Genomic DNA, 25,047 nt, shown 5'->3' on the forward strand with positions numbered 1-25,047 from the left:
GCAACAGGAGCAACAGGAGCAACAGGAGCAACAGGAGCAACAGGAGCAACAGGAGCAACAGGAGCAACAGGAGCAACAGGAGCAACAGGAGCAACGGGAGCAACAGGAGCAACGGGAGCAACAGGAGCAACGGGAGCAACAGGTGGCGGAGCTATTATTCCGTTTGCTTCAGGTACAACACCATCTGCGTTAGTTAACGCATTAGTAGCTAATACAGGAACTCTTCTTGGATTTGGATTTAGTCAGCCTGGAGTTGCTTTAACTGGTGGAACAAGTATCACATTAGCGTTAGGGATAGGTGATTATGCATTTGTAGCACCACGCGCAGGGACTATTACGTCATTGGCTGGCTTCTTTAGTGCAACAGCTGCATTAGCTCCATTATCACCTGTTCAAGTGCAGATACAAATATTAACTGCACCAGCAGCAAGTAATACGTTTACAGTACAAGGAGCACCTTTATTATTAACACCAGCATTTGCTATAATAGCTATTTTGGACACAGCATCAGGTATCATACCTGAAGCAATTCCGGTAGCCGCTGGGGATAAAGTATTATTATATGTTTCATTAACAGCTGCTAGTCCAATAGCTGCAGTTGCTGGATTTGTAAGTGCAGGTATTAATATCGTCTAACTTGTTACAATGTTTGTTTGAAATTTAAACAGGCATTTGTATATAGCCCCACCTAATTTTATTAGGTGGGGCTATATTTTTTTGAAAGATAGGTAATAAACCAATTGGGAAATTACTCTTTATTAAGTTGGTATATAAGAAAAAACAAAATTTATGATTTACACTTTATTGTTTATGGAATAAGTTATATGGTTTGAAAAATTACATAGAAACAAAAAAGATGAATTCTATTAAAAACAGAATTCATCCATTAAATAAACTATATACTAGTGGGTTAAATTGTTAATCATGAGCGGTGAAATGTCATTGCTCAAATTAGTAATAAACTATTTATTTTTATTACAGTTACATCCCTTTTTCTTTACATAGCCTTGATCGGCTAAATCTCTTTGTGACTGGGAATCGGAAGATTGAGAGTTCGAAGATTGAGAGGATGCTGAAGAGCTACTATTTTTATTATTAGAGTAGTTTTTTCGATAGTTATAATTACTCATAGTACTATCACCTCCAATTAAATATATAAATATTATATGTATGTACTCTATTAATTGTTACGATAAAAAATCTCCTTGGTATTTTCCGAGGAGATAAATGGTGGTTCTATTAAAATGATACTAATTAATACCCCCAGTATAGAGGGAAGTAATAAGAATCTTGGTAATATAGATTTTGTTGCTGAGTAGGGGGCTGAGTTGACTGATTTATCATGTCGCGGTTTTGATTACAGTTTGCGGGAGGACCAATTACCGTAGTGGATTGAATTGGGGATACTGCTTGTTTCCATTGTTGTTCATTGAGGCAATAAGTATGAGCCATCATATTAGCAGGAGTTAATCTTAAAATATCAGAACCAAAAATAACTTCTGGGGTTGGGGCATTGAATATAGCTAATAAATGAGTATTATCTGCTGAAGCAATTTCATAATGCCACCACGCTTGTGGAATGTTGGCAACTTGCCCTGGTTTTATCGGTAAGTTTAATATCTGATTCGTAAATGGATTAAGTAAAGAAACAACAGCAGATCCTGAAATACAGTAAACAAGTTCAGCTGCATTTTGATGAATATGTGGTTCTACAACATTCCCTGTACTTAAATAAATATCTAATAAAGAAGTATTTTCTAAAGTATTTAATTGTTTAATGCCAAGTACGTTTATATAATTTTGGGCATCTTTCTTAAAAAAATTACTTTTACTTAAATCATGAGTGAAATTAGTTGAGGGGGAAGTGTAGTCGATATTAGAAGTCAATTGTATTACCCGCCTTTCTATAGGTAAGTATGGATACAACTTTAGGATATGTGCCTAGTGTTAGTTATGTGCATTTGTCTGTATCATAATAAATTCACCTGTTTTATAAATAATATAGGTTGTAAATCTGTAGTATAAGCCGTAATAGTATTTTCGAATAGTTCATACGATACTAAATTGTGGAAGGCGATTGGATCTGTAGTTAATAAATTGTTATTCACAATTATATCATTCATTATTTTATAAGATATTGCTTGAACATCTACAGTTCTACTATTCAATAAATAAAAAATACCATTATCTTTTAATGTTTTTGCTGATTGCGTTTGAATGATAATTGTTTGTTCAGTATCATTCATATTTATTTTAGTTTTTAAATTGTTATTAAAATGGCTATTTTCAAGAGCGATATTATCTTCGAAATAGTTTATAGTTGGTTTGTATAATTGATGAATCATTCCAAGAATTTTATAGCAATCTAGCACACTTGCAGTGGTGATACATATTCGTGAAACACTTGATACGTTTTGAGATTCTTGTAGTTGTGAGTAAGCAGAGTAAATAGGGCTGAGTTCATAACTTATTTCAAATGACAGGGTAGTATCATAAAAAGAAAGTATGCCTTTTCTTAAATTCGTTATATTGTTTTGAATGTGTGGCGCATATTCCGTTAGAAGATTATGTATTTTTTTATATCTTTCCTTATGTAGATATTGAAAAGAAAGGTTTTCTAATTCATTCTGGATTGAATATAAACCGAATCTCTCTGCAAGTGGTGCAAAGAGTGTTAGTGTTTCATTTGCATAAGCTACTTGTTTTGCAGGCTTTTTAACACTCAATGTTTTTATGTTATGAAGGCGGTCTATAACTTTTATAATGCTAACACGTATATCTGTTTGAGAGGCCAGTAATAACTTTTTAAAATTAATTGCTTCGTATAATGCTTTCTTTTGACCACATTGTTTTTTAACTTTTGTTAATCCATCTACAATATATTGAACGTTCGCACCAAAATATAACTTAACTTCTTCTAGAGAATGCTCTGTATCTTCTACAACATCGTGTAATAACGCAGCAACTAATGTTGTGACGTCAGCTTTATAATTTAGTAATATTTCTGTAACCGCGAAAGGATGAATGATGTATGGTTCTCCAGTTTGACGGTATTGTCCATCGTGTGCTTGCTCTGCAAACTTTATAGCTTTTTTAAATAGTGTTAATTCCTCAGATTGAAGATAATTCGCCTTTCGTAATAATACCTTGCACATATATATCCATCCTTTAAAATTATTTTTAATAATAATTCTATATAATATGATAAAGACCTTTTGAAATTGTAATTATTGTTTAAAAAAATAAAGTATATTGAGATTAAACTATATTCGTATTCGTATTCGTATTCGTATTCGTATTCGTATTCGCATTCATATTTTGGATTGATGGAAAAAGTAATGAACGTGTTAATTTAAAATTATATCAATCAATAATAAGGAGTGAATGTTCATGTCATTTAGTGAAATGATTAGAAATGAAGTGCTCAGCTGGGCGGGTGTTTCTGAAAAACCTCATCGATTTGGTGGTATTGAAATAAATTATGGTAAGAAAGAACTTGGTCATCTTCATGGTGAAAAGTTAGTTGATTTACCATTTCCGAAGGTAAAGCGAGATGAATTAGTGAATGAAGGGTTAGTGAAACCACATCACGTATTACCTGAATCAGGATGGATAAGTTATTATATAAAGAGTGAAGAGGATATTCCATTCGCAATTGAGTTATTTCGTATGCAATATGACCGAATACAAAAAAGAAATAAAGTAGATAAATAAAAATTTATTTTTATGTCACATCCCTCCTAAATCGTTCGTCTTGTATGTAGAACGATAAGGAGGGATTTTATTATGAATACATTTGATGTAGCAATTGTTGGTGGTGGGCTTGCTGGGTTAACAGCATCTATATATTTAGCGAAATCTGGAAGGAAAGTTATTGTATTGGAAAAATCCAGTCGCTTTGGTGGTCGGGGGATGACTATAAATAAAAATGGCATTTGCATGAATCTTGGTGCACATGCTTTATACAGAGGAGGAGCAGCATTTTTAACTTTTAATGAGTTAGGTTTGAATCTTCCAGGTGGAATGCCATCTACAAAAGCACATGGAATATGGAAAGGGGATGTATTTACCATTCCAACAGATTTTCGCTCCATTTTATCAACACCGTTACTTTCATGGTCTGCAAAAGTACAATTCTCTCGTCTTATGATTCATTTAGGGAAATTAGATGTAGGAGAAGTTCAAAAAATGAGTTTATCTACATGGGCAGAAAATGAAATAAAAGATCCGATGGTTCGAAATATATTTTATGCGCTATGCCGAACAACAACATATACGTTTGCTCCTACAATACAATTAGCATCATCTGTACTAACGCAAATACAGCTTTCAATAAAAGAAGGAGTATTTTATGTAGATGGTGGTTGGGAGACGATAATAACAAAATTAAGAGATATAGCGAATAATGTTGGGGTGCAATTTCAGGCTAGTAAGCATGTATTGGAAGTAGAAAATTGTGAAGGTATACAAAAAATTCGTTGTTCGGATGATGAAGTATTTAAAGTTAATGCAGTTGTCGTGACGATTCCACCGAAAGAAGCTTGTAAAATAATAAAAGGTGCAGAAGGAACAAGTTTGTGTAGATGGAGTGAACAATCGGTAGGGGTTACCGTCGCTGCATTAGATATTGGTTTAAGACGCTTAACCAATCCTACACATCAATTTGCATTAGGGTTAGATCAACCTATATTTTTCACGAATCAATCAAGAGCAGCCAAATTAAGTGAAGATGGAGCAATTGTAGTGAGTTTAATTAAGTACCATAATCCTATGCTAGAGATAAATCATTTTCATGATGATCAAGAACAGTTAGAAAATACGATGGAGTTGCTACATCCTAATTGGAAAAGAGAAGTTGTTGCAAAGCAATATTTACCGAAAATAACGGTAGTACATGATTTTCCTCATATTGACCGTGTTGAAAAACCGGGCCCTAATATACCTGAAATGCCAGGTGTTTACGTTGCAGGGGATTGGGCTGGGCATGATGAAATATTAGCTGATGCTGCGGTAGCAAGCGGGAAACGTGCAGCGTTACACATTTTAAAGAAATTTGAAAGTGAGGCAGTTCATCATGGAAACGGAGCAGTTATATGAAGCGTATCAACCATTATTATTTTCGTTAGCATATAGAATCCTTGGGAGTGTTATGGATGCTGAAGATATCGTCCATGACGTATTTATATCGTTTAATAATATGGAGGACGTTCAATCTATAGAAAATATGAAAGCATATTTGTGTAAAGTGGCGACAAATCGTTCAATTGATACATTACGTTCGGCAGCGCATAAACGTAATGTATATGTAGGGATGTGGTTACCAGAGCCATTTGTGGAAGAGTCTGATGAGCCAGTAGAGTCATTTGTAATGAAAGAATCAATTTCTACGGCATATTTATTACTTTTACAACAATTGTCTGAGGTAGAAAGGGTTGTTTTCATATTAAGAGAGGTTTTCAGTTATGACTACGAGGAAATAGCTTCAATTGTTGATAAGAGTAGTGTGAATTGCCGGAAGATCTTTCAACGCGCACGAAAAAGTATTTTAGATAAGCCGAAGCAATCAACATTAAGTACGAAGAAAATGGCTGCCTACGTGGAAAAGTTTGTATCATCATTACAGTGTGGGGATACGCAAGGCATGTTAGAAGTATTAAAAACAGATGCGATATTTAAAGCAGATGGTGGTGGTAAAGTTACAACTGCAATTAATCCGATTTATTCTGCAGATAAAATTATACGTTTGTTCTTTGGAATTGCAAAACGATTGCCAGAAAAGTATAGTGTTGATTTCAAAATAGTAAATGGTGCACCAGGCGTTATAGTTACAATAAATAATAAAGTGACGTATGTACTTTCATTCATATTTGAGGATGAGAAAATTTCAAACATTTATATGATGGTTAATCCTGAAAAACTTATGCACTTAAATGTAATAGTATAAAAAAGACGCATTTCTTTAGAAGTGCGTCTTTTTTTTATTTTTCTAACATTTCAAGAGGTACATCTTTTTCGCCGGCTACCTCGAATTTAATTTCCCCGTCTTCTTCATAAATGCGTTTAATAATCGGTATAGTTATCATTAGTTTTTTATGCTGTTTACGTCTTCTAGCAGCATCTAAGTTAATCACGTTCATGTGTAAGCATCCTTTCTTACAGAAATATATAAACAAAAGAAAATGCGTCCGAAAAGGGCGCTTAGTTGAATTAGAAATACCGATTCATTTAAATGGGGTTTAGATTATCTTATAATTGAAAACTGATTGTAAAATAATGTGAATTAAATAATTGCACGTAGAAATTAACTTTACCAAAAAACGAAACAATATGCTATAAAAAATTTTAATTCTTTGTCGTATAACAGGAAAAAGGTGTGCATTTCGCATATAATGAAAAGTAGACGGGCATCATGTACTTTTTCATCATATTGCTTGGAAAGGCGATGGAGAAAATGAATACTCTAGATTCATTATTATTGCAACTTGAACAATATGGAGAAGAGCATGATCGACATAAAGAAAAAAGAGAAGAAAAATTAAGAAATATTTCTCGTGAAATGGGGCAGTTTTTATCAGTATTAGTAAAGGGCTGCAATGCAAAAAAAATTTTAGAAATTGGAACTTCAAATGGCTATTCTACATTGTGGCTAGCAAATGCGGTAGAAGAAACAAATGGAAATGTTATAACTGTAGAACTTTCTTCAGAACGGGTTGGAGAGGCACTTGGAAATTTTGAAAGGGCAAATCTTACACAGAGAATCGATATTCATAATCAAGAGGCTGGGGCATTTTTAGATTCGCAAGTAGATCGTTCATTTGATTTTATTTTCCTAGATTCAGAGCGCACGCAATACATGTGGTGGTGGGAACATATAAAACGTATTTTAGAGCCAAAAGGTTTTCTTGTAATTGATAATGCAACTTCTCATGCGGGGGAATTAGCTGGATTTATAAAGATGATTGAAGAAGACGTTACGTTTGAAACCGTGTTATTAGCTTTTCAAAAGGGAGCATTTGTTGCGCGGAAGAATAATTAGAAGTGGACCTAATATAATTATCACATTGAAAGATAGTATATGTCAAAAGATAGAGCATTGTATGAATTTAAGAAGGTAACTAAATGGAATTTCAAATTAATAGTCAGTGGTGATAAGTAAGGTAAGCTATGAAGAATCCGTCTTCAGTATGTTGTTCTCTAGGTCTTAAGTCTGAGGAAAATAATGACGAGAACAGGTATACTTATACTATGAAACAGGGAATGACTGCATAAGCAGGTATTTCTTGAAAAATCGATTTCAAGCAAGCAAAAATGTATATGAAATACGATATATTAGATGAAATATAGTGCACATAAATTCGCACATATAAATAAAGGAGCGATTTTGTTGACTGAACTCGAGAAAAAAGAACCTGTATCGATTGTGAAAGATAATAATGTAGAAGTAGTAGTGGATACAGTAATAAAAGATGCAGAACTTGAAGAACTGAATAAAGAAGCAGATCTTTATGTACAAAAGTTAAATAGCGAGCAAAATACAGATTTATCAAAAGTATTGTCGCAGCTTGGAGACTTAGGGGATAAAGAGCAACAAGCGGCAGGACAAACGCTATCAGCTTTAAAACGTCCTGTGACAGCGATGATGAATGGAAAGAATGAAGAAATTCCAAATACATTGTTAGAATTACGAAAAGTGGTATCAGAACTTGATCCAAACTCATTAAAAGCAACTGGTATGAAGAAACTTATGTTTAAAGTGTTTAAGAAAAATCCGCTTGAAAATTACGTGCATAAATATCAATCTATAGATAAGCAAATCGAGGAGATTATAAGATCACTTCTCATTGGCCGTGATAACTTGCAAGAGGATACGGTTGGTCTTGAAATGTTAAAAGAGCAATCACACGATAAAATTCACGCTCTTGATAAACAAGTATACTTAGGAAGAAAACTTGCTGGTATGCTTGAAGCTGAGAAACAAAATCCAGAACGTCAAAGGGATATTCCGTTAATAAATGATGCATTAGAAAAGATACTTGTGCGTACTCGTAATATGCAACAAGCAAAAAGTGTATTATTACAATCTATCGCATCTGTAGACATCATTAAGAAAAATAATGAAAAGCTATCAGAGGCAATTCGTAATGCAATTACGATGACGCAAAACGTTGTAACGGTTTCAGCTGCAATTCAGCTCGCATTAACAAATCAACGTAAAACAATTGATGCTGTTAATGCAACAAATGAAGCGATTGAATCAATGGTATTAAGCAATTCACAAGCATTAAAACAAAATACAGAAGAAACAACAAAACTCCTAGAAAATCCTGCAATTAGCATGGATAAATTACGTGAATCATTCCAAAATGTATTTGCCGCTATTGAAGCATCTGAGAAATCGTCAGAACGTATTATTGAGTCTAGTAAGAAATTTGTAATTGAACTAGATACATTTAATGATGAGATGAAGCAGAAACTCATTCAGCGTCCAAGGAAATAACAGACTTTTAGAGGAGGTGAAAAAATGAGTTTCATTCAAGGAGTATTATTACTATTAGGATCATTACTTTTAATCGCATTTACTGTCGTTGTTTTAGTTGTATACTTCGGACGTAAACTTTATTTTTCATGGACGAAACCATATAAGAGAGCACAAGATTCCATTGAGAAATTATCAAACAAATCGACACCGTTTTTACAAGAGTTTACGCAACATCCACTCTTTTATCGCTGGATTCGTACGGAAGGAAAGAAAGAACAACATACATTGAATACTCTTTTCTGTACATCAGGTCAACGTACGAGAGAACAAGTATTTTCAATGTTACCGAAAGAAAAACAGAAAAAAGTGCATGTAATGGCAAAAACAACGAAAAAGCTTACAAATGAAGATATCGATGTGGCCGCGATGAAAGTGAAAGATTTCTTAAGACAAGAAACGCAGCAAACTGTAAAACCGACAGACTTATCGTTTTATAAATTGTATTTCTATGATCGATATCCAGATGCATTAAATACAATTCAAGCATATAAACGCTCGATTAATCCTTCACTACAAAGAACAGTTGATGACATTACAATTTCAGTATTAAATGCATTGCCGTACTATCAAGAACAACGCATGTTTGAACAACAACATAAACTTGAAACGTTCTTAATGAAAGATTTAACAGCGATGTTATCATTAGTGGTACAATTACCACCATCACAACGTCCTGAAAAAGAAGAAGAACTAAAAATATACTTGCAAAATTTCCAAAAAGAAATGGAAGTAGTAGAGCGTGATATTCGCGACTCCATTGATCATGATTTGAATGTGAAGATGAGAGCAGCGACTGAGAAGTTTAAGAATAAATAAAAAAGGCGCCTTAAAAGCTAAGTATTTCTCAGCTTTAAGGCGTTTTTTTTGAGATTTTATTTTGCCTTAACGGTAGTAAAACTAGAAGGAATGCTTTCATTATGCAATCGATCAACTGCAGTTACCACATACGTATACGTTTCTCCAGAAATAGCCGTTTTATCTACGTAAATTTCTCCAAGTTTTGTTTTTCTTACAGTAGTAAGTAAATGTTTTGGGTTTTGTATATCCACTTCATTTTTTCCATTCACACGGTAAATGGCGTAATAAGAAGAGTCATTATCTCTATTGTCAATTATTCCTACGGCAATACCTTCATCTCTTGGAATGGCACCTTTTAAAGTAGGTTGTTTTGGCGGATCATGATCAAGCCAAGGCATAGGTGGAATTAATGCAGGGTGTTTATATATGTCTTTTGAGAGTCTATCTTTAATTCCAAGTGGATTGTTATTTATATCTTTTAAACTGAAATGCATACTACCCTTTATTTGTGGATATTGATGGTTTAAAGCGATTTGCTTTGGATATTCTTCTGGCTCAGACCAAGCAGGCACAGAGTTGTTATTTATTTTATAAGCCGCTTGACCGATGTATAGGTGAATCGGTTTGTTATTTGTTTCTTTTACCCACCAATCTACTAATATATCATATGCAGCAGGTGTGAAACCTATATTCCAATATATTTGAGGTGTAATGTAGTCAATGTACCCTTTTTGTATCCACTCACGTGTGTCAGCATAAAGGTCATCGTAGTTTCTTTGACCTGCGGTTGTATTAGAGCCAGTTGGATCGTCAGCTATATTTCGCCATACGCCAAATGGACTAATGCCAAATTTCACGTATGATTTTTCTTGTTTTATAGCAGTATTTAAACCTTTTATGAGTTCATTTACATTATTGCGACGCCAATCTTCGATAGTTGAAAAATTCCCATTATTATATGATTCAAATGTTTTTTGATCAGGAAATTCTTCGCCAACTACTTTATAAGGATAAAAATAATCGTCCATATGAATTGCATCAACATCATAATTTTTTACGATTTCTAAAGCGCTTTCCGTTATAAAGTTTTTCACATCTGGAATACCAGGGTTGTAATATAGCTTCCCGCCGTAAGGTACAACCCAATCGGGATGCTGTTTTGCAGGGTGATTATCCGATAATCGATTTATATCAGTGTGATTCATCGTTATTCGGTATGGATTAATCCATGCGTGGAATTCGATATTTCTTTTATGTGCTTCTTCAATCATAAATGCGAGTGGGTCGTATCCAGGGTCTTTTCCTTGTGTACCCGTAATGTATTCAGACCAAGGACCGTAATTTGAAGGATAGAAAGCATCAGCAGTCGGTTTAATTTGTACAACGACTGCATTCATACCAGTGTTTTTTACATCGTCTAATAGTCTTATAAATTCTTGTTTCTGCTTTTCAATAGGTAAGCCAGTTTTTGAAGGCCAATCAATATTGAGAACAGATGCTAGCCATACAGCCCGTAATTCATGTTTTTTGTAAGTAGTATTTACTTCAGCATAAGTAGAGTGAGGGGAAATGAAAGAGAAAGGAATAAAAAAGATGACGGTACAACATATCATTAATAAACGTTTAACAATCATTTATACGCCTCCCTATCATATGATTATCTAATATATTATTTGAGGCGGGGTTGGCCTTGCAATAGAGAAAATTGCATATTGAAACATTAATTTAATAGGAAAAATATTTTTAGTGAAATTTACTTTCAGTATAACTAAATCGTTTCATTTCTTCATATGCTTGTTAGTAAAGTGAAACTTTCTTTCATTTGAAGGAAACAATTTATAAGTATAGGAGGATTCAATAATGAAAGTTTTATTCGTTTGTTCTGGAGGAATGTCCAGCGCAATTGTTGTAAACGCTTTAAAAAAAGAAGCAGAGAAAAAAGGTATGAACATGGAAGTGCATGCTATTGGAACAAGTGAGGTGGAGGAAGAAGTAAAGAATGGTTGGGATGTTGTAATGGTTGCACCTCAAGTTAGACATCGATTTGACGCTGTAAAAAAACTTACAGAACAAGAATCTATTCCGTGCGGTATTATTCCGCCGCAAGCATACACGCCGCTTGGTGGTCTGATTTTGTTAAAAACTGTAAATGGATTAATTAGTTAGGGGGAAGCGTTATGAATAAGTTTGTCACGTTTCTTGATAAAAACTTATCTGGACCGATGGCAAGGCTTTCTGAACAGAGGCATTTACAAGCAATCCGTGATGGAGTTATTTCGGCGTTACCATTTATTATCGTAGGGAGTTTCTTTTTAATAGTAGCATTTCCACCATTACCGAAAGATAGTTTCATATCAGTTTGGGCATTGAAAAATCAAACAAGTATATTAATACCATATCGTTTAACGATGTTTATTATGTCTTTATATATAGCATTTGGAATAGGATACAATTTAGCGAAAAGTTATAAGTTAGATGCTTTATCAGGGGCGCAGTTAGCAGTATGCGCACTACTTTTAACATTGACGCCTGAATTAATCGATAAAAAAGGATTTATGCTTCCGATGACAAATCTCGGGGGGCATGGATTATTCGTAACGATGATCGTATCTATTTTATCAGTAGAGATTTTAAGATTTTGTAAGAAGAAAAATGTAATGATTAGAATGCCAGAACAAGTACCGCCGTCTGTTTCACGTTCGTTTGAAGCACTTATACCTGCTGCATTCGTTATTATTTTAATGAGTTTAGTAACTGTCGTTTTTAGTATTGATTTACATCATGTAGTTGATAAATTAGCGGCACCGTTAGTAAAAGCTGGTGATAGTTACTTCGGTGTAATCATTCCAGTATTTTTAATTACATTTTTTTGGTCATTCGGAATCCATGGTGTGTCGGTTGTTGGAACTGTTGCCAGGCCATTATGGGAAGTATATTTAGGGAAAAATGGTGAAGCAGTTGCTAGTGGAGCAAACCAGTTGCCATTCATTTCACCAGAACCATTATACCAATGGTTTATATGGATTGGTGGTTCTGGTGCGACGTTAGGACTTGTATTAGCTATGATTGTATTTGGTCGATCAAAATATTCGAAAGCATTATCAAGAACTTGTATTGTGCCTGGTATCTTTAATATTAATGAACCTGTTATTTTTGGATTGCCGATTGTACTAAATCCAATTTTAATTATCCCGTTTATCATTACACCACTCGTAACAGCAACTGTTGCATATTCAGCAACTGCGATGGGATTTGTAACGCCAACACATATTATGCCGCCGTGGACATTACCAGCTCCAATTGGCGCGTATTTAGCCACAGGTGGAGATTGGCGTGCAGTAGTATTAGTTTTTATAAATATAGCAATATCATTCCTTATTTACCTACCATTCTTTAAAATGTATGACAAAAATATGCTTGAAATTGAAAAGAATGGTGACGGGGAATCTGTTAGCCCTTAAGTTTTATACTGTTATTTTGAGTGATAGACTTTTTGTCTATCACTTCTTTCATATTAAATCGAGAGAGGTGAAATGGAATGAATATAAAATTTAGTTATAAAGGTGTATTTATATTATTGTTTGGAGTAATATGTGCAAATTTACTCTTAGTACCTTTATTAAGAATGCTAAATCTACCACAAATGCATAGTATATGGATCGTTACAAGCATTGCGGCAAGTGTTTTGCTTACGATCGTTGTTTCTTTCATTGATGGCACAGTTGTATCGAAAGTCCAGTTGTTTATTAGATTTATATTGTTTTCTGTAGGTTGTACGTTGTTTACTTACATAATTGTTTTTTAGTGAATAGGGGGCATGCATTTTATGTATATTGCAGGAATAATGTCCGGTACATCGTTAGATGGAATAGATGTAGCGCTCGTTCATATAGAAGGGAACGGTGTAGATTCTAAGGTCGAACTCATCCATTTTACTACTGTTCCATTTTGCAATGATATAAAAAATGAGATACAACATGCATTATCAATAGAGAATTCAAATGTGCAACTAATATGTAGTTTAAATTTCAAACTTGGTTTATGTTTCGCCAATGCTGTAAAGGAAGTTTGTAAACAGGCTGATTTGTCGCTAAAACAATTAGATTTAATAGGTTCTCACGGACAAACGATTTATCATCAACCAGCACCAGAAGGTAATATTATTTCTTCAACATTTCAAATTGGGGAACCAGCAGTTATAGCGTATGAAACGAACACTTCGGTTATCTCTAATTTTCGAACGATGGATATGGCAGCAGGGGGACAAGGTGCACCACTTGTGCCATATTCAGAGGTCATTTTGTATCGTCATCAAACTAAAAATAGATTACTACAAAATATTGGCGGGATCGGTAATGTTACAGTAATACCAAGTCATCTAAGTGATAAGAGCGTTATTGCTTTTGATACTGGCCCAGGAAATATGGTAATCGATGATGTATGTCAAAGATTATTTCAGTTGCCATATGATCAAAATGGTAGGATTGCAAAACAAGGAGTAGTTGTAGATGAAATTTTGACATATTGTATGAACCATCCATTTTTGAAAATGAATCCACCGAAATCAACTGGTAGAGAACAGTTTGGAGAAGAGTTTGTAAGTGAATTATTGAAGCGGTTTGAAAAGCATGGTAAAGAAAATCTTTTGACGACTGTCACGATGTTTACAGCAAGTTCAATTGTTCATCATTATAAGGAGTTTATTCTGCCGTATTATGAAATCGATGAAGTAATTTTAGGTGGTGGGGGCAGTTATAATCGTACACTTGTTGAAATGATACGAAATGGATTGAAGGAAGAAAAGTGCGCGATATTCATTCAAGAAGATATAGGCTATTCTTCAGAGGCGAAAGAAGCAATCGCCTTTGCGATTTTAGCAAACGAAACGCATCATCGTAATCCGAGTAATGTGCCAAGCGCAACAGGTGCAAAGCAATCTGTAGTTTTAGGGAATATAACATTCCCTCCAATAAGATGATGAAAATGAGGCGAACATATGAAGTATATGATTGGAGTAGATGGTGGGGGCACGAAGACAGAAGCAATTGCATTTGATCAAGACGGAAACGAAGTTGTAAGAGGTACGAGTGGGTTTGGAAATATATTAATAGATTATGAAAAAGCAGTTTCGCATATTATGGAGGCGATCGATCAATGCAAGAAAGCTTTAATAGATGGGCACTGCGTTTGTATTTGTTTAGGGTTAGCGGGTATAAGTGGAGCGAATACAAATGAATTAACATTACGATTAATAAAGAAATATGAAACGGAAGTTGAAGTTTTTAATGACGCAATGATTGCACATGCAGCTGCTTTAAAAGGTAAGAATGGAATATTAACTATAGGTGGTACAGGTGCAATTTGTATAGGAAAGAAAGACGAAGTGTACGAGTATAGCGGTGGATGGGGACATATTTTAGGGGATGAGGGAAGCGGTTATTGGATTGCCTTGCAAGCCTTGAAGAAAATGGCATTGCAATTTGATCAAGGAGTTAGACTTTGTCCATTAAGCTTAAGGATTCAAGACGAGTTTCGACTTTTAACATCATCTCATATAAAAAGACTAGTATATAGTTCTTCAAAAGATAAAGTTGCAGCAATTGCACCATTAATTATAGAGGAAGCGAGGAATGGGAATGATGATGCACATAAAATTATTTTGCAAGCGGCTAAGGAATTAACGATAATTACGGTGAATATTTACAACAAGATGCAGTTTGATTTATCACCTTTAATTGCAGTTAGTGGTAGTATATTGTGTTCAGTACCTGAAATATATGCTGAATTTAAGAAATGCTGTGAGAAAAGTATGGGAGAAGTTACATTTATAACATTATCAGAAGTTGCAGCGAAAGGAACATATTATTTAATGAAGGATATATATTTTAATGTGTAAATAACCAAATGCGACTTTTGGTATGATTTGTAAAAATATGATGTTAAAATGTATAAAGGAATGTAGAGCAAGAAAAGTACAATATACATAGTAATTGAATATTGTATAAGTATTCCTATGTAGAAGGTGAATAATTACATGATTAATAGTATGCAATTGTTTTATGTAGTGGCTTCTTATTTGTTTGGAAACATATTGACCGCTTATATAGTAACAAAATGGAGACATAACGTTGATATTCGTGATGAAGGAAGCGGAAATCCCGGTGCAAGAAATATGGGGAGAGTATATGGAAAAGGGTATTTTGTCGCTACATTTATAGGTGATGCGATTAAAGGTGCAATTGTAGTTTATATAGCAAAATACCTTTTTGAAGATGCTACATTCGTAATGCTGGCATTATTGGCTGTTATCATCGGACATATTTATCCAATTTTGTTTAAAGGCAAGGGTGGAAAAGGTATTTCAACATTTATTGGAGGATTAATCGCATTTAATTGTTTGATAGCGCTTACTCTAATAGGTATTTTTATTGTATTTTATGTAATATTTAAAGGATTTACTAAGCCAGGGTTAATTACAATCGCTTGTTTACCAATTTGCATGATTTTTTATTCTTACTCTAGTGTTACGACTATTTTAAGTGTACTTATTATTCTACTTATTCTATATGTAAATCGAGAATAAAGTGAACTTTTAATAAGTGGAGTAATCTCCACTTATTATATTTTTTAAATAGATAGTGAGCGATAATTAGAGAGATAAAGGGGATAGGACATGGGGTTAATTTATAAAGTTGCTGATCAAACTTGGGAATTTGAAAGTATACATAAATTGAACTATAAAACATTTGTAGAAGAGATTCCGCAGCATGAAGAAACGAAAAACCGTTTTCGTATAGATCGATTTCATGAAGAAAATACATATTTAATTTGTTTAGATGGTGAGAAATTAGTAGGTATGGTCGCGGTGCGGGGAAAACGACCATTCTCATTAGATTATAAAATTTCAAATTTAGATTTTTATTTACAAGAGCATGGAGAGAAAGTATATGAAATTCGGTTGCTCTCAGTAGAAAGTGAATATCGAAATGGAAGAGCGCTATTAGGCTTAATTCGCTTTTTACATCGTTATTTACTTCTAAATGGATATGAATTAGCACTCATTTCAGCCACAACACGTGAGCTTCTTTTATATGAGCAAATGGGATTCAAACCTTTCTATACGTTAGTTGGTACAGAAGCAGCAGCTTTCCAGCCAATGTATGTTACACCTGCTATGTTTGAAGAGTCGAGTGTTGGGGGGATTATGACGAAAGAATATACGTTTTTACCTGGCCCAGTAGACATCGAAGAGAATGTCCAAAAGGCATTTTCTACTAAGCCTATTTCCCATCGCTCTAAGTCATTTCAAGTGACGATGGAAAATGTAAAAAAACGATTACTTCAAATAACGAAAGCAAAACGTGTACAACTTATGTTAGGAACAGGAACGTTAGCGAATGATGCAATTGCTTTACAGTTACGTTCTTTAAAAGGTAAAGGACTAGTTTTAGCGAACGGGGAGTTCGGTAATAGATTAATTGGGCAGGCAAAACGCGCACAGTTATATTTTGATACGTATGAAAAAGAAATGGGAGAACCGTTTATTTATACAGAATTAGGGAAAATAATGGAAACTGGAAATTATGAATGGCTTTGGTTTGTTCACCATGAAACATCAACTGGAATGTTAAATAATTTAGAAGAACTAAACACTCTTTGTAAAAAGTATCAAATGAAACTATGTGTAGATTGTATAAGCTCAATTGGAGCAATATCAATAAATTTGAAGGATGTATATTTTGCAAGTGGTGTAAGCGGAAAAGCGATTAAATCATTTACAGGATTATCTTTCGTTTTTCATAATCACATGATAGAGAAAAACGAAGCAATACCTGCGTATATGGATATCGGTATGTATGAAATGAATGATAGTATTCCATACTCCCATTCATGGAATTTAATTTATGCATTGCAAGAAGCATTGAAGCGACTTGAAGATGAAGAGGCATTTGAAAAAATAAAAGAGGCGTATGCTTATATTGAACAAGCTATTAATACTATGGGTTTAAAGCTTGTTTCACCTAAAAATCATGCCGCTCAAATTGTTCTTACCATTCAATTAAACGAAGGGCAGTGTTCTAAGGCAGTAGGCGATGCATTAGCATTACAAGGATATATTGTTCATTATGAATCAGCGTATTTACAAAAGAATAACTGGATCCAAATTGCATGCCTGAATCATTACAAAGAACGTGATATGAAAAGGATGTTGAATTGTTTACACAGATGTACATTAAAGAATGGCGTACATATATGAGCAATGATTTTTGAACATAGTTGGTTGCGTATAAAGGGATTATTACTTACGAAAACTTAAAAATGAGACAAACAGTAGATTATAAATTATTAGAAGAGGTGTTAGCATGATAACTAAAAAACTACCATTACATATAACAGACATTAAAAAAGCTCAAAACATTTTAGACAGAAATGCTCGTAAAACTCCTTTAGTAAAATCATTTTATTTGACTAGTAAAACAGGCGGAGAAATTCACTTGAAATTAGAAAATATGCAATTAACGGGTTCTTTTAAATTTCGTGGTGCGTTTAATAAAATGTCACAGTTGACAGATCAAGAAAAAGAGCGAGGCGTAATTGCTTGTTCCGCTGGTAATCATGCGCAAGGAGTTGCTTTATCTGCTCATTTACTTAGTATTAAGAGTAAAATTGTGATGCCGATTTCTGCACCGAAGGCGAAAGTTGAAGCAACTAGAGGATACGGATCAGAAGTGATTTTATATGGTGAAACTTTTGATGATGCGAAGGCAAAATGTGAGGAGATTATTAGGAAAACAGGTGAAACATACTTACATCCATATGATGATGTGGAGGTAATGGCTGGTCAAGGTACAATTGGTTTGGACATTCTTGATGATATGTGGGATGTAGATACGGTCATTGTACCAATTGGCGGAGGTGGCATTATTTCTGGTATTGCTGTTGCATTAAAGTCTTTTAATCCATCAATCAATATAATTGGTGTACAAGCTGAAAATGTTCATGGGATGAAGGCATCTTATGATAAAGGGACAATCGTAGAACATTATGAGGCACCTACTATAGCAGATGGTTGCGCAGTTAAAATACCAGGTGATTTAACTTTTGAGATTGTAAAAGAATTAGTAGATGATATTGTAACAGTGTCAGAAGGTGAATTAGAAGTAGCGATGAAAGACTTATTACAGCGTGGTAAAGCCGTTGTAGAAGGTGCAGGTGCATTAGCTACTGCTGCTCTACTTGCAGGGAAAGTGGATAAATATATAAAAGGGAAAAAAGTAGTAGCGGTTATATCTGGTGGGAACGTAGATTTGCAACGCATTTCGAGTGTTTGTGAGCAATTTTTTGTAGCTAATGAAGTGAAATAATCTTTAAAAAACATAAATTTTATGAAAGCAGAGTTAAGAAAACTAATCTTAGCTCTGCTTTTTGTCTACTGTATAGTACAAGTTGTAATACACATGCTGTATTTTCCGTATAGTGAATTATTTTATTTAAGCATCTATTTTCATAGATAACTCAAATAATTATATCAATATTGTCGAAACAGAAACAGAAATTTAATATAATGGTTTTAATGTATGAATGAGCTGTTAGGAGGATAGGCCATGAATAAGGAAGAACAGGTCATGAACGGTTTCAGGGAATTATATAATAAGATGGTTTGGCTAAATAAGGATAAGATGGAAGCAGGTCTGAAGGGTTTTAAGTCTTCTGAAGTACATTGTATTGAATATATTGAAAACAATACAGATTCTAACGTGACACAACTTGCAGAGGCTTTTTATGTGACTCGCGGTGCAATAAGTAGAATGACTAAGAAGCTCATAAAAAAAGGCCTTATCGAAAGCTATCAAAAGTCGGAAAATAAGAAAGAAATTTATTTTAGGCTTACCGAACAAGGGAAAGAAGTTTATAAAATTCATGAAGAACTGCACAAAGAGTTTCAAGAGCGGGATAAAGCTGTATTTGAGCAAGTAACCGAGGAAGAATTCGACAGTATAATTAACTTCGTGGAAAAGTATAGTAGGCATTTGGATGCAGAAATAAAGAAACAAGGTATACATATTAAGTCATAATAAAGTTGAAGCATTCGGGATTTTACGGGTAGTTAATCCCGAAAACTAACTTATTTTCCCGTTCATGCGGGATACATTTAAATAATAAAAAGGTAGCCTGTTCATAGTAAGGCTACCTTTTTATTATTGTATTTTTGTTGACTAATCAACAAAACAGAGTTATCATTTTGTTGACAAAGCAACAAAATGTTTTAAGGGGAGAAGTTAAATGTCTATTTTTAAATCACAAAATGAAAGCGAAACTGAAAAAAACATAGATAAACATGCTTTAATATTCGGCCTTATTTCTGTATTTCTTTGTGGAATAGGTTTCAGTATCATTATGCCTGTAGTGCCATTCTTAGTGCAGCCTTATATAAGTAGTCCGGAAGAACAGGCTCTAGTTGTTACGCTACTGACCTCTGTTTATGCGGTTTGCGTGTTTTTTGCTGCTCCTGCACTCGGGGCTTTGAGCGATAAATATGGCCGTCGTCCATTACTTTTAATATGCCTTTTCGGTTCCGCAATCGGGTACTTAGTTTTTGGTATAGGAGGGGCCTTATGGGTACTATTTGCTGGACGCATAATAGAAGGTATAACAGGCGGGAGTATAAGTACAATTTTCGCATATTTTGCAGATATCATTCCTCCAGAACAGAGAACGAAGTACTTTGGATGGGTGAGTGCAGTGGTAGGTGCAGGAACCATTATTGGGCCAACACTTGGGGGATTACTTGCCAAGTTTGGTCATTCTGTACCTTTATATTTTGGAGCGTTCATAACTTTATTAAATGTCTTATATGGGATGAAATATATGCCTGAGAGTCTTGACAAAAATAATAGGTTAAAAGAGATTACTTTTGTAAGGTTAAATCCTTTTGTACAACTTGCAAACATACTTTCCATGAAAAACTTAAAATGGTTACTTGTCTCAGCGTTTTTACTTTGGATACCTAACGGATCTTTACAAGCAATTTTCACACAATTTACGATGGATACTTTTAGCTGGAAGCCTGCACTAATCGGACTTATGTTTTCAATTATGGGCTTTCAAGACATCATTTCACAAGCTTTTATAATGCCAAAGCTTTTAATCAAGCTTAGTGATAAACAAATAGCTATACTTGGAATGGTTTCGGAGATTATTGGCTACAGTTTTATTGCAGCATCAGCTTTGTTTTCCCTATATCCTCTTCTAATCGTTGGGATGTTACTGTTTGGTTTTGGTGACTCGATTTTCGGACCTTCATTCAATGGGATGCTTTCAAAGTCTGTCGATTCTAGTGAACAAGGGAGGATTCAAGGTGGTAGCCAATCTATTCAAGCTTTGGCAAGAATGATTGGTCCAATTATTGGAGGGCAAATTTATGTATCACTTGGTCATGCTGCTCCTGCTTTTATGGGGATGATTCTTATAGTAGTTGCAATAGCAGTTTTGTATAAAGGGACGCATGTAACTGTATAAACTATCTGCACTATTATGGTCTTTCTTTATATAAGGATGTTTCTACGGGAATCTTTCCTGAATGAATTGTATAACAGATAAATATAAGAACAAATAATAGGGTGTCAGAACTTAGGAACAAGTACTGGCCCCTATTTGTTTACAGTTTGAGAGCTAAGAAAAATTAAGAATTTATTCTGTAATGCTCTCATGGTGAAGGTTAAATAGAACTATCAATAATTAAAGTTAGCTTTTTTGAAAGTAAAAAGCTATGTAAATGACTAGATAGTTTAATTATGCTTGTGCTGAAGTAAATAATGACTCCATTTTTACTTTACTCTTTTCTCGAATTTCACTGTCCGCATGGCGCATTACAAATTTATGTGCTATAGCGATTGCTAAAACATCATCTAATAAGCCGATCCCAATAATAGCAGCTATATCTGGAATGAAGTCGATTGCTAATACGTAATAAGATAAAGCAGCTAATATTATGAATTTCGCTTTAGTAGGTAACCCTTTTTTTCTCATTGTGTAGTATAAAATAATACTTTCATATACGCTTGATTTCCCGAAGTTTGCTGAGCTTTTTTTGAATTTTTTCCAAAGGGTCTGTTTCTCCATATAAACACTCCTATTACAAAAACATAGATTTTTTAAAAGGATAGACAAAGAAGTAGGGAAATAATCAATTTTATTGTTTTTCTTATGTATATTCCATAAAAATAGGGAATTACCTGTTCGAAATAATAGAATGTTGGTTATGTAACGACTCACAGTGTTCCGTTACATAAGTATGTACAGTAAAATGTATGTGGATGATTTATTTATTATTAAACATTTAATAATCGGTATGGGGGAAGAAAAATGAAGATAATAGAACTACCAATTGAATTCGAATTTAACGGGGGGAAACAATGTATTTATCCGAGCTTAATTATAGTAAACAATGAATTAACTTTAGTGGATACAGGTTATATGAATTTTTCACCTTTAATTGAAGATGCAATTGTAAAACATGGGTATGAGATGAAAAACTTAAAAAATATAATTATTACCCATTATGATGATGATCATATAGGAGCTTTATATGATTTCAAAGTGAAATATCCTCAAATTAATGTTATTGCTAGTGAAATTGAATCAAACTATATTAATGGTGAAATAAAATCAGAGAGATTAGTTCAAGCTGAAGAAATGCTAGAGCGTATGCCAAAAGAAGAAAAAGAATTTGGCGAATGGTTTATACAGCAGTTAAAAAATATAAGACATATTTCCGTTGATGAACAGGTATATAATGGTCAAATGATTTTGAATAATGAGTGTCAAATAGTAGCAACGCCAGGACATACTTCGGGGCATATTTCATTATATTTTCCGAATTTAGACTGTGTAATTACGGGAGACGCAGCGGTTCAAGAGAATCGGGAATTAGTTATAGCTAATCCAAAGTTTTGTTTAGATATAGAAAGAGCGGAACAGTCTTTGAAGAAGATTAAATGTCTTAAAGCAGAAAGATATTATTGCTATCATGGGGGGGAATTTACTATAAAATAATAAAAACCCTATCTTTCCTATATCGGAAAGATAGGGTTTTTCAATTCATAGATTCTGCAATTTGAATCAAATCATTAACATTGTATTTTTTTTTTATATGTAGTTTGTTACCAATTGCGATTGTATATTGAAAACCGTCTTTCTGAAATATAAGCTCATATGCTAAATTAAAATGAGGGTTATATAATGCTTTCATATTATTTTTAAAATTATAGAACTTTGTTCCCTTGTGTACATATTGGTCTAATTTATTGTGAACTGGTGAAACCGTGATTTTTAAAATCCCACTAATATTTTCATTATAGTAACGTAGTTCCAAATTATCGTTATAGATGTAACCGTGAAATTGCTGAATTTCGAACGGGAATTTGGTAGGAGTAAGTATATGTTCCTTACACTTCATTTCATATTCTTTTACAATAGTAGCTTCTTTCATAAGAGGATTAGTTCCATCATAAATTTGATTAATTTGAGATATTTTGTTGTTTTTTGTTACTATTTCTAAAATACAACCGATAGTAAATCCATCATCAGTGTCTTTGAAATAAGAAATAAGAAATAAGAATTGTAGTATCCTCTTTTGGAGATGGTACTATTTTAATTTCATGAATAGGTTTTTCCTTTTGGAAAGTAGGCAATTCAATCCCTTCTGTTACATATGACTGCATTAATTTTTTATCATTTTTGAGTAAAGCTTGTTTAAATTCACTTATCACATTTGTTTGAGATTTTGCCATAATAATTGAGGTCGATTGAAAATATAGTAAGAAAAATATGCAAAATATCTTTATGAATGTAGTGGTCAATTTCATCATCCTTTAACTATGTTTCCGTAAATTTGAAATATATATGTATAGGAGGGGAGAAGATGAGTTTATTGTTCGATGTAATAATGGATATAATTTTATTTTATCCTCGAAATGACATGAAATTAAAACACCATATTGCCAAATTAAGCGAATTTGAGTGGTTTCGAAGGTTACACGAAGATCCGAAATATACAGGTCTAATTTGGAGTAATAGAAAAATTAAGAAGTATATTTTGAATTCGACAAACATGGAAGCATTAATAAAATCCGAGAAAAAACAAAAAGAATTTGTGCATCTAATACACGATGAAAATAAAAAAAGAAGATAAGAATTTTTTTATTTTTCATATTTGGCGAAACAAATGGTACAATGAAAGCTAATGTGAAAAATAAGGAAAAGAAGTGGTCTATTTGAAAAACTTTTTAGAATTAGGAATTAGTGAAACTTTTAATCATACATTACGTGAAAATGGAATTACAGAAGCAACACCGATTCAGGAGAAGGCAATTCCTGTTATTATGTCAGGTAAAGATATTATTGGGCAGGCGAAAACAGGAACGGGTAAAACGTTAGCATTCGTGTTACCGATTTTAGAAAAAATCGATCCAGAGTCTAGTGATGTTCAGGCTTTAATTGTTGCACCAACAAGGGAACTAGCACTGCAAATTACAACTGAAATTAAAAAAATGCTTGTTCAAAGAGAAGATATTAATGTACTAGCGATATATGGCGGACAAGATGTAGCACAACAATTGAGAAAATTAAAAGGTAATACACATATTGTTGTAGCGACACCAGGACGATTATTAGATCATATACGACGTGAAACAATTGATTTAAGTAATCTTTCAACGATTGTACTAGATGAAGCAGATCAAATGCTTTATTTCGGATTCTTATATGATATTGAAGATATTTTAGATGAGACACCTGATAGTAAACAAACGATGTTATTCTCAGCAACGATGCCAAAAGATATTAAAAAATTGGCGAAGCGTTATATGGAAGAGCCGCAAATGATTCAAGTACAAAGTGAAGAAGTAACGGTAGATACAATTGAGCAGCGTGTCATTGAGACGACAGATCGTGCAAAGCCAGATGCACTTCGTTTTGTTATGGATCGTGATCAGCCATTTTTAGCAGTTATTTTCTGTCGTACAAAGGTTAGAGCAAGTAAGCTTTATGATGATTTAAAGGGACTTGGTTATAATTGTGCTGAACTTCATGGTGATATACCTCAAGCGAAACGTGAAAGAGTCATGAAGAGTTTCCGCGAAGCTAAAATTCAGTACTTAATTGCGACTGATGTAGCAGCTCGTGGACTTGATGTAGATGGTGTAACGCACGTATTTAACTTTGATATCCCTGAAGATGTAGAAAGTTATATTCACCGCATTGGCCGAACAGGACGTGCAGGTGGATCAGGTCTTGCAATTACGTTTGTTGCAGCGAAAGATGAAAAACATTTAGAAGAAATTGAAAAAACGCTTGGTGCACCAATACAAAGACAAATAATCGAACAACCGATGATAAAAAATGTAGATGAAAATGGAAAACCGGTACAAAAGCCGGCTCCAAAGAAATCAGGTCAATATCGTCAAAGAGATAGCCGTGAAGGTTCAAGAAGTGGTTCAAAAGGTGGTCCAAGAAACGATTCAAGAAATAGTTCTAGAAATGATAACAATCGATCATTTAATAAGCCAAGTAATAAGAAAAGTAGTACAAAACAAGGTCAGCAAAGACGTGGCCGTTAAATAGTTATTATTCAAAAAGAGTCGCAAAGTGTTGCGGCTCTTTTTTGTTTTTATACAACGAAGTCGATATAAGTACAAGGGTGATTGCAT

24 protein-coding genes and 2 pseudogenes are annotated in these 25,047 nt (G+C 33.8%); 20 read left to right on the top strand and 6 right to left on the bottom strand.

The genetic code is table 11. The features are described 5' to 3' along the window. The coding region (locus ABH959_RS22905; protein ID WP_404493207.1) for an exosporium glycoprotein BclB-related protein at positions 1–636 on the top strand (636 nt) is incomplete at its 5' end. Positions 637–1,254: 618 nt separating this feature from the next. Here ABH959_RS22905 and ABH959_RS22910 read toward each other — a convergent pair. Together ABH959_RS22910 and ABH959_RS22915 are read right to left on the bottom strand one after the other, a co-directional pair. Continuing rightward, positions 1,255–1,887, bottom strand: coding sequence for a cupin domain-containing protein (locus ABH959_RS22910; RefSeq protein ID WP_002136296.1), 633 nt, complete (start codon positions 1,885–1,887; stop codon positions 1,255–1,257). Between the two features lie 113 nt (positions 1,888–2,000). Continuing rightward, positions 2,001–3,155 (bottom strand): annotated as a pseudogene (locus ABH959_RS22915) (HD domain-containing protein); the annotation flags it as partial. Positions 3,156–3,390: 235 nt separating this feature from the next. On the opposite strand from ABH959_RS22915, the gene ABH959_RS22920 reads away from it, so the two are divergent. The 3 genes from ABH959_RS22920 to ABH959_RS22930 all read left to right on the top strand — a co-directional run bounded on the left by ABH959_RS22920 (position 3,391) and on the right by ABH959_RS22930 (position 5,944). Next, positions 3,391–3,714, top strand: a complete 324-nt coding sequence (locus tag ABH959_RS22920; protein WP_113936517.1) for a luciferase domain-containing protein — start codon at positions 3,391–3,393, stop codon at positions 3,712–3,714. 72 nt (positions 3,715–3,786) lie between these two features. Then, positions 3,787–5,097, top strand: a complete 1,311-nt coding sequence (locus ABH959_RS22925) for a phytoene desaturase family protein (RefSeq protein ID WP_113936516.1) — start codon at positions 3,787–3,789, stop codon at positions 5,095–5,097. Next, on the top strand, positions 5,075–5,944 hold the full coding sequence (locus ABH959_RS22930; protein ID WP_404493208.1) for a sigma-70 family RNA polymerase sigma factor: 870 nt from the start codon (positions 5,075–5,077) through the stop codon (positions 5,942–5,944). The genes ABH959_RS22925 and ABH959_RS22930 overlap by 23 nt, the downstream gene beginning before the upstream one ends. Positions 5,945–5,978: 34 nt before the next feature. Here the strand turns inward: ABH959_RS22930 and ABH959_RS22935 are convergent, their stop codons facing one another. Beyond that, entirely contained in the window at positions 5,979–6,137 is a 159-nt protein-coding gene (locus ABH959_RS22935; RefSeq protein ID WP_002085567.1) for a hypothetical protein, read from the bottom strand. A 305-nt stretch (positions 6,138–6,442) separates the two neighbouring features. Between ABH959_RS22935 and ABH959_RS22940 the strand changes: the two genes are divergently transcribed. The 3 genes from ABH959_RS22940 to ABH959_RS22950 all read left to right on the top strand — a co-directional run bounded on the left by ABH959_RS22940 (position 6,443) and on the right by ABH959_RS22950 (position 9,355). After that, entirely contained in the window at positions 6,443–7,036 is a 594-nt protein-coding gene (locus ABH959_RS22940) for an O-methyltransferase (protein WP_002085565.1), read from the top strand. A 348-nt stretch (positions 7,037–7,384) separates the two neighbouring features. Next, positions 7,385–8,497 carry a toxic anion resistance protein gene (locus ABH959_RS22945; RefSeq protein ID WP_002119468.1) on the top strand — a complete coding sequence of 371 codons (1,113 nt, stop codon included), beginning with the start codon at positions 7,385–7,387 and terminating at the stop codon, positions 8,495–8,497. A 24-nt stretch (positions 8,498–8,521) separates the two neighbouring features. Beyond that, complete coding sequence (locus ABH959_RS22950) at positions 8,522–9,355, top strand: DUF3974 domain-containing protein (RefSeq protein WP_002035109.1); 834 nt, start codon at positions 8,522–8,524, stop codon at positions 9,353–9,355. Positions 9,356–9,411: 56 nt separating this feature from the next. Here ABH959_RS22950 and ABH959_RS22955 read toward each other — a convergent pair whose 3' ends face one another. Then, positions 9,412–10,971 carry a glycoside hydrolase family 10-like protein gene (locus tag ABH959_RS22955; protein ID WP_404493210.1) on the bottom strand — a complete coding sequence of 520 codons (1,560 nt, stop codon included), beginning with the start codon at positions 10,969–10,971 and terminating at the stop codon, positions 9,412–9,414. Between the two features lie 226 nt (positions 10,972–11,197). On the opposite strand from ABH959_RS22955, the gene ABH959_RS22960 reads away from it, so the two are divergent. From ABH959_RS22960 to ABH959_RS23005, 10 genes are all read left to right on the top strand, one after another. Beyond that, entirely contained in the window at positions 11,198–11,503 is a 306-nt protein-coding gene (locus ABH959_RS22960) for a PTS sugar transporter subunit IIB (protein ID WP_404493211.1), read from the top strand. Positions 11,504–11,514: 11 nt separating this feature from the next. Then, a complete protein-coding gene (locus ABH959_RS22965; protein WP_404493212.1) occupies positions 11,515–12,798 on the top strand; it encodes a PTS sugar transporter subunit IIC in 1,284 nt (427 codons plus the stop codon). Between the two features lie 77 nt (positions 12,799–12,875). After that, complete coding sequence (locus tag ABH959_RS22970; protein ID WP_404493213.1) at positions 12,876–13,142, top strand: hypothetical protein; 267 nt, start codon at positions 12,876–12,878, stop codon at positions 13,140–13,142. 21 nt (positions 13,143–13,163) lie between these two features. After that, on the top strand, positions 13,164–14,315 hold the full coding sequence (gene anmK / locus ABH959_RS22975; protein WP_219302264.1) for an anhydro-N-acetylmuramic acid kinase AnmK: 1,152 nt from the start codon (positions 13,164–13,166) through the stop codon (positions 14,313–14,315). An 18-nt stretch (positions 14,316–14,333) separates the two neighbouring features. Further along, complete coding sequence (locus ABH959_RS22980; protein ID WP_404493214.1) at positions 14,334–15,233, top strand: BadF/BadG/BcrA/BcrD ATPase family protein; 900 nt, start codon at positions 14,334–14,336, stop codon at positions 15,231–15,233. A 138-nt stretch (positions 15,234–15,371) separates the two neighbouring features. Next, entirely contained in the window at positions 15,372–15,920 is a 549-nt protein-coding gene (plsY, locus tag ABH959_RS22985; RefSeq protein ID WP_404493215.1) for a glycerol-3-phosphate 1-O-acyltransferase PlsY, read from the top strand. A gap of 90 nt (positions 15,921–16,010) precedes the next feature. Next, a complete protein-coding gene (locus tag ABH959_RS22990; RefSeq protein ID WP_404493216.1) occupies positions 16,011–17,594 on the top strand; it encodes an aminotransferase class V-fold PLP-dependent enzyme in 1,584 nt (527 codons plus the stop codon). 106 nt (positions 17,595–17,700) lie between these two features. Continuing rightward, positions 17,701–18,702: a bifunctional threonine ammonia-lyase/L-serine ammonia-lyase TdcB gene (tdcB, locus tag ABH959_RS22995; protein WP_404493218.1), complete on the top strand. Its 1,002-nt coding sequence runs from the start codon at positions 17,701–17,703 to the stop codon at positions 18,700–18,702. Between the two features lie 240 nt (positions 18,703–18,942). Continuing rightward, the gene (locus ABH959_RS23000; protein ID WP_404493219.1) at positions 18,943–19,413 is read left to right on the top strand and encodes a MarR family transcriptional regulator; all 471 of its coding nucleotides are present in this window, start codon (positions 18,943–18,945) and stop codon (positions 19,411–19,413) included. Positions 19,414–19,621: 208 nt separating this feature from the next. Continuing rightward, a complete protein-coding gene (locus ABH959_RS23005) occupies positions 19,622–20,857 on the top strand; it encodes an MFS transporter (RefSeq protein ID WP_242311341.1) in 1,236 nt (411 codons plus the stop codon). A 273-nt stretch (positions 20,858–21,130) separates the two neighbouring features. On the opposite strand, the gene ABH959_RS23010 is transcribed toward ABH959_RS23005, so the two are convergent. Next, on the bottom strand, positions 21,131–21,460 hold the full coding sequence (locus tag ABH959_RS23010; protein ID WP_404493220.1) for a YkvA family protein: 330 nt from the start codon (positions 21,458–21,460) through the stop codon (positions 21,131–21,133). Between the two features lie 243 nt (positions 21,461–21,703). Between ABH959_RS23010 and ABH959_RS23015 the strand changes: the two genes are divergently transcribed. After that, the gene (locus ABH959_RS23015; protein WP_219302269.1) at positions 21,704–22,393 is read left to right on the top strand and encodes an MBL fold metallo-hydrolase; all 690 of its coding nucleotides are present in this window, start codon (positions 21,704–21,706) and stop codon (positions 22,391–22,393) included. A gap of 40 nt (positions 22,394–22,433) precedes the next feature. On the opposite strand, the pseudogene ABH959_RS23020 reads toward ABH959_RS23015, so the two are convergent. Further along, a pseudogene (locus ABH959_RS23020) lies at positions 22,434–23,199 on the bottom strand (hypothetical protein). Positions 23,200–23,261: 62 nt separating this feature from the next. Between ABH959_RS23020 and ABH959_RS23025 the strand changes: the two are divergent. Further along, on the top strand, positions 23,262–23,531 hold the full coding sequence (locus ABH959_RS23025) for a hypothetical protein (RefSeq protein WP_113936506.1): 270 nt from the start codon (positions 23,262–23,264) through the stop codon (positions 23,529–23,531). 73 nt (positions 23,532–23,604) lie between these two features. Further along, a complete protein-coding gene (locus ABH959_RS23030; RefSeq protein WP_002141774.1) occupies positions 23,605–24,957 on the top strand; it encodes a DEAD/DEAH box helicase in 1,353 nt (450 codons plus the stop codon). The last annotated feature ends 90 nt before the right edge of the window (positions 24,958–25,047 follow it).

Origin of the sequence: Bacillus sp. RC51, assembly GCF_044908115.1 — a bacterium.
In the GTDB taxonomy this organism is placed as follows: Bacteria; Bacillota; Bacilli; order Bacillales; family Bacillaceae_G; genus Bacillus_A; species Bacillus_A mycoides.